13 protein-coding genes are annotated in these 13,396 nt (G+C 32.1%); 11 read left to right on the plus strand and 2 right to left on the minus strand.

Annotated features, from left to right (window positions below):
- Positions 1-2 precede the first annotated feature (2 nt).
- The 3 genes from AC106K_RS14135 to AC106K_RS14145 are packed head-to-tail and all read left to right on the plus strand — an operon-like array spanning position 3 to position 1,577.
- Complete coding sequence (locus AC106K_RS14135) at positions 3-482, plus strand: hypothetical protein (protein WP_482446163.1); 480 nt, start codon at positions 3-5, stop codon at positions 480-482.
- Positions 454-957: a hypothetical protein gene (locus tag AC106K_RS14140; RefSeq protein ID WP_482446165.1), complete on the plus strand. Its 504-nt coding sequence runs from the start codon at positions 454-456 to the stop codon at positions 955-957. The genes AC106K_RS14135 and AC106K_RS14140 overlap by 29 nt, the downstream gene beginning before the upstream one ends.
- Positions 954-1,577 carry a glycoside hydrolase family 19 protein gene (locus AC106K_RS14145; RefSeq protein ID WP_482446167.1) on the plus strand — a complete coding sequence of 208 codons (624 nt, stop codon included), beginning with the start codon at positions 954-956 and terminating at the stop codon, positions 1,575-1,577. Before AC106K_RS14140 ends, AC106K_RS14145 begins: the two co-directional genes overlap by 4 nt.
- 30 nt (positions 1,578-1,607) lie before the next feature.
- Here the strand turns inward: AC106K_RS14145 and AC106K_RS14150 are convergent, their stop codons facing one another.
- Together AC106K_RS14150 and AC106K_RS14155 are read right to left on the minus strand one after the other, a co-directional pair.
- The gene (locus AC106K_RS14150) at positions 1,608-3,443 is read right to left on the minus strand and encodes an acyltransferase family protein (RefSeq protein ID WP_482446169.1); all 1,836 of its coding nucleotides are present in this window, start codon (positions 3,441-3,443) and stop codon (positions 1,608-1,610) included.
- Between the two features lie 41 nt (positions 3,444-3,484).
- The gene (locus AC106K_RS14155; protein WP_482446171.1) at positions 3,485-3,715 is read right to left on the minus strand and encodes a hypothetical protein; all 231 of its coding nucleotides are present in this window, start codon (positions 3,713-3,715) and stop codon (positions 3,485-3,487) included.
- A 230-nt stretch (positions 3,716-3,945) separates the two neighbouring features.
- Between AC106K_RS14155 and AC106K_RS14160 the strand changes: the two genes are divergently transcribed.
- The 8 genes from AC106K_RS14160 to AC106K_RS14195 all read left to right on the plus strand — a co-directional run bounded on the left by AC106K_RS14160 (position 3,946) and on the right by AC106K_RS14195 (position 13,373).
- Positions 3,946-4,770: a DNA adenine methylase gene (locus AC106K_RS14160; protein ID WP_482446173.1), complete on the plus strand. Its 825-nt coding sequence runs from the start codon at positions 3,946-3,948 to the stop codon at positions 4,768-4,770.
- An 85-nt stretch (positions 4,771-4,855) separates the two neighbouring features.
- Entirely contained in the window at positions 4,856-5,617 is a 762-nt protein-coding gene (locus AC106K_RS14165) for a hypothetical protein (protein ID WP_482446175.1), read from the plus strand.
- Positions 5,601-6,107: a hypothetical protein gene (locus AC106K_RS14170; protein ID WP_482446177.1), complete on the plus strand. Its 507-nt coding sequence runs from the start codon at positions 5,601-5,603 to the stop codon at positions 6,105-6,107. The genes AC106K_RS14165 and AC106K_RS14170 overlap by 17 nt, the downstream gene beginning before the upstream one ends.
- A gap of 12 nt (positions 6,108-6,119) precedes the next feature.
- Entirely contained in the window at positions 6,120-6,428 is a 309-nt protein-coding gene (locus tag AC106K_RS14175; RefSeq protein WP_482446179.1) for a hypothetical protein, read from the plus strand.
- Between the two features lie 3 nt (positions 6,429-6,431).
- A complete protein-coding gene (locus tag AC106K_RS14180) occupies positions 6,432-6,887 on the plus strand; it encodes a hypothetical protein (protein WP_482446181.1) in 456 nt (151 codons plus the stop codon).
- 78 nt (positions 6,888-6,965) lie between these two features.
- Positions 6,966-10,952 carry a phage tail tape measure protein gene (locus AC106K_RS14185; protein ID WP_482446183.1) on the plus strand — a complete coding sequence of 1,329 codons (3,987 nt, stop codon included), beginning with the start codon at positions 6,966-6,968 and terminating at the stop codon, positions 10,950-10,952.
- Positions 10,939-11,331 carry a hypothetical protein gene (locus AC106K_RS14190; protein WP_482446185.1) on the plus strand — a complete coding sequence of 131 codons (393 nt, stop codon included), beginning with the start codon at positions 10,939-10,941 and terminating at the stop codon, positions 11,329-11,331. The genes AC106K_RS14185 and AC106K_RS14190 overlap by 14 nt, the downstream gene beginning before the upstream one ends.
- On the plus strand, positions 11,322-13,373 hold the full coding sequence (locus AC106K_RS14195; protein ID WP_482446187.1) for a hypothetical protein: 2,052 nt from the start codon (positions 11,322-11,324) through the stop codon (positions 13,371-13,373). The genes AC106K_RS14190 and AC106K_RS14195 overlap by 10 nt, the downstream gene beginning before the upstream one ends.
- Positions 13,374-13,396: the final 23 nt, after the last annotated feature.

The raw sequence follows: 13,396 nt of genomic DNA on the forward strand, positions 1-13,396 counted from the left end.
AAATGGAAAAAATATTTATAATCATTTGGATTTTATTTGGCCTCAATATCGAGGTGTTTTTAATCGTCATGGCAGATCTTTGGTCTGGAGTACGGAAAGCGAAAAAAAACGGTGTAGCGAGATCGAGCTATGGATTTAAAAGAACGGTTGAAAAGCTGGGAAGATATTACAATGTTATGTTTGCGCTGATGGTTATCGACTCAATGCATATGACAAGCATTTGGTATCTAAATTCTTTTCATGGGTACAATCTGATATTCTTTCCCTTCATAACGCTTTTAGGAGCTATTGGGCTAAGCCTAATTGAATTGAAATCGATATATGAAAAAGCTGAAGATAAGCAGCGCTTTCATGAAGCCGGTGCTCTCATTACTACCATTGCAAAAAACAGGACTGATATTGAGCAAATAGCACGTGAAGTTCACGAGTATTTAAATTCCCAAAAAGCAAACGATGAAAGCAGCAATAGTAGTTCTGATTAGTTTTTTACTCCTTGGATGTGGTTCTAGAGCAAAAAGTCTTTATAAAGCTGAAGAAAAAACAAGTTTTGGAAGTCAAACCAGTACACAGGAGGCTAAATCAGTCACATCAGAAATATCATCCGTAACAGATATCAGAAATTTTCTGTTAAGCAACGGTTTGAAGATAAAATCAACGGGCCAGAACTACGAATTAAAATATGGTGATCTGACTTTTTCCGGATCTGCAGATCTTGAATTTTCTCAGAGAAAAGAAGAAACGGTTATACATAATGTATATAAAGTACACACGACATACATAACGGAAACTAAATATCAAACAAAGACTTATTATAAAAATAAAAAATCATCAAAAAAACTTGATGTTGAAAGGTCTGGAATTTCATTTGGTTCAATGATTTGGATAGTTTCTATATCCTTATTTGTAGGCGGAATAATAAGTCAGTTAATAAGATTATACTTAAAAAAAAATAAATGACAGCATTAGAATTAAATAACAAATACAAAACCCTTCTGAGTACAAACGGAATTAATACTCCCAGAAGATTAGCTCATTTTTTTGCTCAGGCCGATCATGAAAGTGGCTTAAGGCCTAAAACTGAAAGTCTGAATTATTCAGTTTCCGGATTAATTGAAACTTTTGGCAAAAGGATATCTCATACTCAAGCTTATGATTATGGTAGAAGCTCAAATCATAAAGCTAATCAGGAAGCCATTGCGAATATAGTTTATGGTGGCGATTGGGGCCGTAAAAATCTTGGAAATACTCAATTTGGCGATGGATGGAATTATAGAGGCCGGGGAATATTCCAAATTACTGGAAGATCAAATTACCAGCAGTTAACAGATTGGTGTAAAAGTAGAGGTATTAGGGCTAATTATGTAGAAAATCCGGATCTACTTTTAAATGAATCTGATTCTTTCATTGCAGCGATTTGGTACTGGAATACCAGAGGAATAAATTCCTTTGCTGATCAGGATGATATTATTTCAGTTTCTAAAATTATTAACCTTGGTAATGCAAAAGAAGAAGGAAGCCCAAAAGGACTTGAAGAAAGAAAAAACAAACTAAAGTATTACAAGACCGTTTTTAAATGAAAATTCCCCACTGCTAGGTGGGGAGTTCAATTAAAGTTGAATCTTACTGTTTATTAATTCTCTATATTGTTCAGTTCCGTAAACAGTAAAATGATTGGAGTCATAGATGTAAGGAATAGATTTTTCATTAGTTGTATTGATCCTTAAGTTATAGATATCAATGTATTTTTCTCCCAAAAATCGTTTTAAAGATTCATTATTTTCGGTATCTGTTTTAAAGTATACATTATCATATTTATACTGAATTCCGTACTTCTCTTTCATTATTAAAACTGTTGCAAAATCTGTAGAGTATCTTTGACTTTGCCCAATATATAGAGTTGGAATATTGTATTTTTTAAAATAATTTTCAATCTCTAAAATTTCTTTGAATGATTGAAAATCTAAATTGTAAGCACTAAAAAAACTTGAAATAATTACCAAGTCAATATTATTGTGGTTTTTTGGAAAATACTCATTGTAAAAGTAATTGAATAGTCTCGGTGGATTTTTAAAATTTGATTTTGAATTGATAATTGGGAAAGTTGCATCACCTGTAAATTGTAAAAGATTAAAGTTTTGCTCTTTTGCAATATTATTCAGTGTTTTGGAAAATGCTCCTGCGTGTGAATCTCCCAAAAGAATTACATTTTTCATTCCTTTTTTAGGGAAATCAATTTCAAAGCTTTCATACGTCATTTCATCACTCATGTGATGTTTGCCAATGCTGAATTGTTTTTTAACATTATCGGTGTTCTTGTACTTAGAATTGTAGTATAGTAAACTTGCTAACTTATTATCAAAAAAATAAGTTAAAGGTAATTTAGCAAGCGCAAAGCAGCTTGAAAATAATACTAACGTAAAGGATAAAACAAATTTTAATTTATTATTATAATTCCTCTTTTCAATAATATAATATGAGATAGTCGCTGTTATCACAGATAAGATCATAAATAAAACATTGTACTTAATTCTTTCATTTGCATCAAAAAATATTAAAAAAACATAGAACGGCCAATGCCACAAGTACAAAGAGTAAGAAATATCTCCAAAAAATTTTACGAGCTTATTATTGAAAAGATTTGATTCAATATTTAATGATAAAATCAGTGTAGTTAGAGCCACAGGGAATAAAGTGAAATATGAGGGCCATGTAAAACTGTTGTGGTCGATATAATACACTAAAAACAATAAAATCCATAGTGAAATATAAACTATACTTGATTTAATCATATTACTGATTTTAGACAAATCAAACTTTACTAGAAAAGCTAGTCCTCCAAACATCATTTCCCAGGCTCTTGTATAGGTTATGAAAAAAGAAAAAGAACTGTCTTTGTTATGGAATAACATTAAAAAAAATGAAATGCTCATAATCCCAATATAACAGTAAATAAAAATAGCTTTTTCAGACTTAAAAACGTTCTTAAAACACATCAAAAGTAACGGATATATCATATAGAACTGCCACTCTACTGACAGGGACCATGTATGAAGAAAAAAATTGAATTTAGAAAACTGATCGAAGTATCCGGTGTTGATGTAGTAGTAAATGTTAGAAAAAAATAATGTACTACTATATGCATTTTTAATTGTATAAATAAATTGTGTGGGAACTAAGAAATAAACAGCTACACACACTGTTGAAATCATTAATAACATTGCTGGAAAAATTCTCTCAACTCGCTTTTTGTAAAAATTTATCAGGTTGAAATTATCATGTTCAAAACCCGATAATATAATTCTAGTCATAAGGTATCCCGATATTACAAAAAAAATATCAACACCTATGAATCCTCCTTTAAAAAAGGAATATCCAAAATGATATAAAAGCACAGATATTACTGAAAATGCTCTAAGGAAAGAAATGTCGTTGCGGAACTTCATTGTGTTATTGTTTAAAGCAAATATAAGGAAACTGAGGTATTTTAAAAATTATCATTTAGCTTCTCTATCTCTTCCTTAATAAATATTTCCATTTCTTCTATAACCTTTGATCTTTCATTGCTGTTTATAAACATTGCGTTTTCAAATACTCTTGAAAGCATTATTGGATTTACTTGATCTACTTTAAATAAAAGTATTTTACCAGGACTTTCATAGTAAACATAATATTGTTGTTGTGAAGGTTCATAGAATAATTTTAATGTCCTTTTCATTTTACATTGATTTAAACATATTGCTGCAAAAATAATGCTATGACAAGTAATTGATTTTTGTAAAATCTTTTAGAATTATGGGGCTTAAATAAAGCCCTCCGCTTAAAAAAAGATCTCACCCAATTTTTAATATACCCGAAGGGACGGAGGACATAAGTCTTCTGTTCTTCGGGTTTTCGTACTTGGGTGAGATTTTGCAAATATAGTAAAACAATGTTAAAAATTATATTATGACTTACAATTATGTAACTGCTCCATTACCGTTTCAGGGGCAAAAAAGAAATTTTTTAAAGGTGTTCAAAGAAGCTTTGTCTACAACATCACCTAATGCAATTTATGTAGACCTATTTGGTGGTTCGGGATTATTAAGCCACACTATCAAAGAAATGTATCCGGATGCTACTGTAATTTACAATGATTATGATGATTATTGTAAAAGATTGGAAAATATTGATTCTACTAATCTTTTATTAAATGACATTAAAGAAATTGTAAAGAATCTGGAGCCTGATTTAAAGCTTACAAAAGAGTATAAGAAAATTATTTTGAATAGAATTTCAGAAGAAAAAGGATATGTGGACTATATCACTATTTCCAGCTCTTTATTATTTTCAATGAATTATGCAAAAACATTTGTTGAACTAGAAAAAGAAACTTTCTATAATAAAGTTAAGAAAAAAAATTATAATGCAGAAGGATATCTCAAGGGAGTTTCAGTTGTTAGGGGTGATTACAAAGAATTATTTGAAAAATACAAGGATAAAAAAAATGTTGTGTTTATAATTGATCCTCCATATTTATCAACTGATACGTCAACTTATAAAAACACAGCTTACTGGAAATTATCTGATTATCTTGATGTTCTTAAAACTTTAGAAAACAATAGTTATTTCTATTTTTCCAGTGAAAAAAGTCAAATTATTGAACTTGCAAAATGGTTAAATGGACACGGTTATTCTAAAAACCCATTTCAGGGAGCTATTAAAATAGAGATGCAAGCTTCAGTAAGTAAAGGAAAAACTTATAAAGATATTATGGTATATAAACTTATTTAAAAAATCTAAGCAGTCATTAAAATGGCTGCTTTTTTAGTCCTTTATTCAACACTTATCCAAACTTAATTTGCTGAAAATTTCAAAAATGAAAATTACTCGAGCAAGTTCCTGGAAGGATTTAAATAAATGGCAGTTAGAGGAAATTGTAAATTTGTATTTACAAATGACTGATGAGAATTTGAAACAAACTGTTAAAAAATTTGTTACAATAATTATCCAGGTAAATAAAGGTTTTTTCAAGCGAATGGAGTACAGGAGAATTATGAGAAAAGCTCCTATCTCTAGTTTTTATGAACATGTACAGTTTCTAATGGAACCGCCTAATTTATATTCATTTCCTGATGTTCCTGGATTAAAAAAGCCAGCTGATAAAATGACTGATTTATCCATCAAACAGTTTAGAATTATGGATCAATTTTTTAACGCCTGGATCACTACAAAAAATGACAATTTTTTAAAAGCTTTAGTTGCATCTATATACAGAATAGGGAATACTTTCGAGGAAGAAAATATCTCTATTGTCTCAGAAAAAATTAAAAAATTAACGAAAAAAGAAAGGCAAGTAATTGGGTTTATTTACATGAGCTGTAATCATTTCATTGGTGATTCTTTCCCAGTTGTCTTTCCAAAAGTAGATGAATCTGATTCAAAAAAGAAAAAACTACCGAAAACGATAAAGCATAAGCCATTTTCCGAGGTTGTGATCAATGTAGCAATGCATGAACAGCAGCCATTAGGAAATCTTCATGAAAGTAATAAAACCAAAATATTTGAATTCATGAACGTCTTAACAAAAATTATTACTATCCAAGAAAAACTTAAAAAAGAATATGGAAAATCAAAATAATTCATATCTGAATCTTAAAGACTATTTTGAAAAACTGGTTAAAAATTCAACATTCTTAAATAGTTTTGCCGGTTATTTTAATAGAGAATTGCTTAACAAAGAGGCAAATGACGAACTTACTGAGCCATATCTGACAATTTTTGATTATTCAATTGGGCTTAAAGGTCCTGAACAGAATACAATAAGTGTACGAAAATTAACTTTTGCAATAATTAAAAATAATATTCCTGAGGACGATTTTGAATTACAATACAAAGCAATTGATGATACAGAAGTAATGGTTCTTCAAGTCCTATCAAGAATAAAACATGATTCAAACCAAGCAAACCATTTTCTTTATAATTCCTTTATTAAAGATAGTGTAACAATAGAACCTGTAGAATTAAATGCCAATTCTTACGGTTCCGTATGTTATATTGAGCTTCAAAATAACAAATCACTCATCTTTAAAAAGGATTTCTGGAAAGACATTGAAAATGCTTGTATTTAAATTTTAATTAATATGTTGGATTACAAAGAAATAATTATGGATCTATTCCAAAGATACTATTCAAATACAGGAGAAGAATGGCAAATGAAAAAAGTTTCGACAACTTACATTCATTCTTTGTTCACGCAGCTGCTTCCATCCGAACCAATTACTGAACATGATGTATTTGAAATTTTACAAGAGTTGCAATATAATCCAGTTTTAGAGACTCTTTACGATAGAGTTTGCATTTATGAAGGTAACAAAGATGAAGGGAGAGAACCTGAATATGATATGAAGGAAGTTGGAAAAGTTTTTAGATGGTTAATTTTTGAAAAGTAAGAAATGGAATTCCGAAATGAGCGACAAATAGCCGATAGAGCCAGACAATTATTAGGATCAAAACTAAGAAGCAGAGCTGAAACTTTTAAGCAACATGTAAACAGCCGGCAAGGAATTGCCATTAAAGATGTTGAAGTTGTTACGGCTGTAAGAAATTATACTAAAGAAGGGGTTACCAAATCATATTTCAATAGTTTGTCTATAAAAATGGGTAAACACGGTTTTATACAGAATTTTGGGGTAGAAGGGCAAAGGAAAGGTGGAATGAGAAGAAGAAAAAAGCCACATTCTATTTCTTATAATTTCACTGCACATTATTTTAATTTGAAAGCAGTTCCTTTTATCAATCAAGCAATAGAACAATCCGGGGTTATCCCTTTTGTTTTAGAAAATGTAATGAAGGTCCGAACAGATGGATTTTTCCTTGAAACTAGAAATATTTTAACAAGAAATGATTAGAGCCTGCGTTTTGCAGGCTTTTTTATGTCCTTTACAGTGATCAATTTCAGAACAATCTTGCATTAAAATTATCATTTAATGGCAAGTAGAAGAAATACTATTACTCAAACAGGGGTCCTTATTATCAATGGACAGCAAGTTGAGAATACATTTAATGGATTAAAGAGGGTTGTTAATCAATATGAACGCCAACTAAGAAACCTTACTCCTGGTACAGAAGAATACATCCGTGTTTCGGAACAATTGAGACAAGTTCGACAAAGATTCCAGGAAGTTCGTCAGGAGATTCAGGGAACAAACGAAGAAACGTCCAGATTCAGCGATATCATGGGAGGAAATATTGCTGCTGACTTTTTTTCGGATATAATTGGAAAAGCTCAGGAACTTGGAACTCAACTCGCAGAACGTGTACAGCAGTTAGCTGAGATTAAGAGTACATTATCCACTTTAGATAGTGGGTTGACGGGCGCAAATCTTGATAAGGCGGCCGTAACCGTACAATCTATTGCAGATACTTACAAAAAAGATGTTGAAGAAATACAAGTAGCTGTTAAAGCATTAAATGCACAAACCAAGGATTCAAATAAATCGCTAGAGCTTATTAAGCAAGGTTTTATTGCTGGAGCTGACGCATCGGGCGAGATGCTCACCCAGATGAAAGAATATCCAACCATGATGAAGGATGCTAAAGTTTCCGCCGAACAGATGATAGCAATAATGGCTCAATCTGAAAAAATGGGGGTGTACGATGATAAAGGTATTGATGCGATAAAAGAGGGTATGTTGCGAGTGCGTGAGGGTACAAAATCTGCTAAAGATGCAATGATAGCTTTAGGGCTGGATGTACCTGGTATTTATAAAAAAATATCTTCAGGTGCTTTGACCTATTTTGATGTTCTGAAAATGATTTCACAAAGAATGTCAGAAATAGGAGCCGATAGCCGCCTAACAGGTACAGCCATTGCAGATTTATTTGGTGGTCCTGGAGAAGATGCTGGCTATGAATATCTATCTCAATTAAAAGATATCAATACTAATTTAGATAGTCTTACTTCATCTACAAGTGCAGCTGTAGTTGCAAAAAGAACAGAACTTGATGCAAACGAAAAATTAAATGGAATATGGGTGCAGTTAACTGGTACCGCTACCATATTAACAACTATTTATTCAGGAATGAAATCTGGTTTAGCCGATGTCTTAACGGTTCTTTTTAACCTTAAACAAGAAGACACAGAGCATGAATCACGATTAAGACAAATGAAGGAAATATTCCTGGCAGTAATTGCCGTAATGGCAAGTTACAGACTGGGACTATCCTTAACCGTTTTATTAACTAAAGAAGGTTGGAGGCAAACTCTATTATATACGGCCGTTCAAAAGGCTAAAATGGTGCTTGATAAAGCTGATATCGCATTAACTCATTTAAAAAATGCTGCTTATTTTCTTTTTACCGGACAACTAAAGTTAGCTAAAGCCGAAATGATAGCCTTTAACGCTGTTGCCCGGCTTAATCCAATTGGATTGGTACTATCAGTGCTTACAGCTGCTACAGCTGCCTTTTTAATCTATAGAAATAGAGTGAATGAAGCTCGTAAAGAGATCCGGGAGCTTTCTCGTGAACAAAAGCTTAACAATGAGGCTCAAAAGGCAATGAATAAGCAGGTTCAGCAAGATACTGAAGAATTACGTCAAAAAATTAACCCACTCATTAAAATTCTTAATGATCAGAATTCATCATTAGCACAAAGAAAAGCAGCATATGAACAGCTGGTTAAAATAGCCCCGGAATTTAGAAACACTGTTGATAAAGAATATCATGCAACTTTACGTCTAGGTGATGCCTATGGTAAATTGATAGATAAGGTGACCAATCTCGCTAAAAAAAGGGCTTTGGAGTCTCTTACAGCGGAAAAACAAATGGATCTTATTAAACTTGAATCTTCCATAGATACTTTGGTTGCTGAAAAAGAAGAAAATATGTACAAAACAACCGGTGTTATTCCTGGTAAAAAATGGGTTGTTGATAAAGATGTTCCGAAATTAGATAATCACGAAAAAAATGCGATATCTGAACGTAATAAAGCTATAGATATCCAAATTGCTGCCTATGAAAAAAAGAAATTAGAGGTAGAAAAAAATATTGGAAATCTAAATTATACTATACAAAGAAGATATGGAGATATTTTGGATGATTCTAAAACTAAAAAAACATCTTCCTATGATGTTGATTTAGATGCACAGGCTGCAGCTCAAAAAGAAGCCGAAAAAAGAAGAAAAAAAGAGGAGGCTGATAGAATTGCGGCCGGAAAAAAACTTGAAGATCAAAATAAAAAAGATAAGGAGGAATCCGCCAAAATGGTGATTGATTCCAATAATCAGCTGCAGCAAACACAAAGTGACTATTTTACAAAAAGAGCCGAAATTTTAGAAAACAACCTGGCAAATGAAATTAGTATAGAAAATGCTAAAAGATCGGAAGAGCTTACAAAGCAACGAGAATATCAGGATGAGAAACTAAGGTTGATTTCAAGTATTGAAAATAAAATTAAAGAAACAAAATCTCCGGAGGCAAAGGCAGATTATGAAAAATCGCTTAAAAGAGAAAGGGAAATTCTTCAAACTCATGACCAGATAGTTATTACCTCAGAAGAAGCACATCAAAAAAAGCTTGATACAATTCGTGAGAAATGGGCTACTAAAGACTACGAAAAAAAAGTAGAGAAATTAATTCGTGAAAATGATTTAGAAAGAAAATCTGCTGAAGATATGATTAATAGCATATCTAATATGGCAGAAGCCCGACAAGCTCTTTCTCAAATGACTCATTTGAAGCTTACCCAAACTGAATTAAAGGGTATCAGGACTCTGGAAGACGCAAAAAAAGCTTTACGGGAAAATGCTGATAGAGCCTATATTAAAAGCCAGGTAAAACTGATCGAAGAGCAGATAAATGTTCTAAATAAATTATTACAAGATCCGGCCTTGTCAGGTGAAGCTTTGGAGAAGCTAAAAAAAGACCTTGACGAACTAAATAATAAAAAAAGTCAGTTAGTTGGAAATGCTCAATCTGGTAAAGAGGGAGATGATAAAAAGGTAACGGAGGAGAGCGATTCTGAAAAAGAAAAGATTGATATTCTTGGATTTTCTGCGAAAGATTGGGAGGAATCTTGGAAAAACTTAGATACTACCGCCGGAAAGATTAAAGGGGTAAAAATGGTTGTACAAGCTTTATCAACTGCCTTTCAATCATTCTCTCAGTTACAGCAGACTCTTGCAGAAAGAGAAATGCAAAAGTTTGAAAAAGATAATGAGAAAAAAAAGAAAGATCTCTTAGTTCAGCTTAATCAAGGATATATCAATAAAGAACAGTATGAAAAGGGGATTCAGCTCTTAGAGCAGGAAACAGCGAAGAAAAAAGCGGAAATCGCTTATAAGCAAGCAAAAACAGAAAGGGCAATTAAGATCGCTGAAATTATTACCAATACTTCTTTAGGGATCATGCAGGCATATTCGCAGTTGGGGCCGATTGGAGGAACAATTGCAGCTGTGTTAATTGGAACTTTAGGAGCAATTCAATTGGGTACGGTTATGAACACGCCACTTCCAGAAGTTCCAACATTTGCCGAGGGAGGTTTCGGAAAAGATGGATTTGAAGGATTTACCGGGAAGGGATTCGGAAGACCTGACGAAACAGGCGAACGAAGGGCACAATTAGCATGGTTACACGAAGATGAGTGGACGGCTCCAAGATGGATGACAGAACACCCTGTTTATTCAAGAAAAATAAATGAGCTTGAATATGCACGTAAAAACAAAATTAAGAGTTTTGCTGAAGGAGGTCCTGTTTCGCAAAACTCAGATCAAAGTGCAAATATTACCGGTAGTCCAAACGATTTTAATAGTACCAAATTAGCTGCAGTAATGACCAACGTGCAGGAACTCCTGGAATATCTTAAAGTCAACGGAATCGAAGCCTTTATGGTTGAATCTGTTGAAAATGGAAAGCGAATTGATCGAACAGTTGAATCCTTTAAAAAATACAAGAAAAGAAATGAGAGAAGATAATTTTCAGGAACTTAAGATTTTTGAAGAAAACCAGGTGAACATTTATTGTGATCTTTTGAGCAAAGAGGTTTATAATATAACCGGAAAAAAGCCTCATGTGGTCGGTTCTGTTGCAAAAATGTTTAGTGGTACACTTCCGGAAGACTATACACCTAAAGACGTTGATTTTGCTATAGATAATATTTCTTTCAGGAAAATATTACATCATCATCAAAATCGTAATCCGTTATTTGGCTTTAGTAGGATGGTAGAAACAAGGCCGGAACGTTTCATTATCTACCTGGATGATAAATGTATTGAACTATGGAACTTTTTCTACAAAAATTATAACGAAAAATTAGAATATCACAAAAATAAAATTCCTTTTTTATGGCAATAAGATTTAAAACAGTTCCATTTTGTTGGTGGACTCCCAAAAATAATAATGATCCTTCTCCTACTTATGTATGTGTTGACCAGGTGATCCCAATCAGAGATTGGAATGCAACACCAGGGCAATTAAATAAATTATTGACCCAGGGAACAATTGCATCTTCATTATATCAGGATATTACTTTTCCGGAACTGGAATTTGTTTACTCATATCCTGCTAACAAATACAAATTTAAAATCAGAAAAATTTCATCTAACGGTGTAGATTGGTTAAATATAACTTCCAATGCTTTTGGAAGCGCACAAGAATTTATTTTGAATGGAAATACTGTAGTACGTTTCTTTTATGAGTTTATAAATTTGGATAATCTTCCAGTAGGAACGCATACTATTGACGTATTTTTTGATGCGTATGGAATCAACGACCAGAACAGTGAAGTTTATCTGGAGAATTTTTCAACAACAATAACACTCACCGTAAAAGCGGGAACTGGAATTTCTACGGATAAAAATCTATTTACTCTCACTTTTAACAAAGCAAATAACACTTTATCAGGTGATGAAAAAATTATAGTGTATTCTAATGAGTCTGTAAATTTTACAACATCTGAATCATTTATTCAAATTAACCAGGTATCACAACCGGGCGAAAGATTGTTAAAATTTGTCAATAATTCAGATATACAGAATAAGGCGCTCGGAAGCTATTCAGGAACGGTGACTATCACCCAAAATGGTTACATAAAAACCGTAACAGTGAATTTAGAAATTATTAATGATTCAACGGAATTTGATGTAAACCCTAAAAGTTTTACAGTAACACTACAAAAAACACCAGGTATTGTAAAAACTCTGACCGCAAATATCAGTAATCCTAATAATCTAAATATTTCCATAGATTTAAAGCCGACATTTATTTCTGAAGCATCTATAACCAATAATGTATTGACGTTAAAAACTGATAATTCTTCCAATTTAGCCATTGGTAATTATGCGGGTAAGGTAATTTTGAAAGCCGGTTCTAAGACTAAAGAAATAAACATTTCATTATCAATTATACAATCAATTGAACATGATTTTAAAAATAAACCTTACTATTTTGCCGAGGATCCTAATAAAGTAAAAGTTTACAAAATTAATCCAACTGGTGTTTATGTAAAGATGAAGCTGGAAATGTATTTTAAAGGATATGGACAAGAATTTGCCGAAAAACAAGAAGGATCAATCCCTTTCTTTAAAGGTATGACTGAGTTTTATCCTGGTGAAGAAATTAATGATTTTTTTATCAGATGTAGAGACTTTAAAGAAACAAGTGATATTCAATATTTGATGAATCTTGCAGCAGTTAAAATCACCTTTTCTGAAATGAATGGAAAGGATGAAGAATTGTCAAGTATAGTTCTGGATAATCTTCTTTTTGCTCCTGGCAAAAAGCCGGTTTGTTTCCCTTTTCTCACCAATTATCCTATTCGTAGAACTTATTCAAAATCTGAATTAAAATTACCAGTTGATAGATTGTCAAACAAATCTGAAATAGAAGAGCTTAAAACAATATATCTGGATGTTTTGAATCCGGAACCAGCAAATACCTGTATTGATCTATATACTTTCAAAAGAGATCGGTTTAATTCGGGATATGAGAAAAAAATAATTACTGCAGGAACAATGCAGTTTATTCCTTTACCCGAAAAAAGAGAATTGATTCATATTTTATGGGAAAATGATAATCTCGTTTTTGAATGGTTTTCAGCTCCATTAGAGTACAGAAGTAAAGATGATATTGAGAACATTTTTGCTGAAACAAAAGATTATAAAGAGGAGAAAGCATATAGTAATAGTTCAACGATATTAACTATTAATTCAGGAGTTATTTTGAAAGAAGAAACTAAAATGTTGACAGATCTATTAAAATCCGAGGTCTGTTATATAAAATTCAAAGATAAGATCATTAAAGCATATCCTGTAGGAACAACGAATGAGCTTGATGACAATAAGTCTAATATTTTACAAATGGATCTTGATTTCAAAATATTTGTGAGTAATAAATAGTGTCCTTTAGTAGACCGATACAG

The organism is Chryseobacterium sp. FR048, assembly GCF_056844665.1.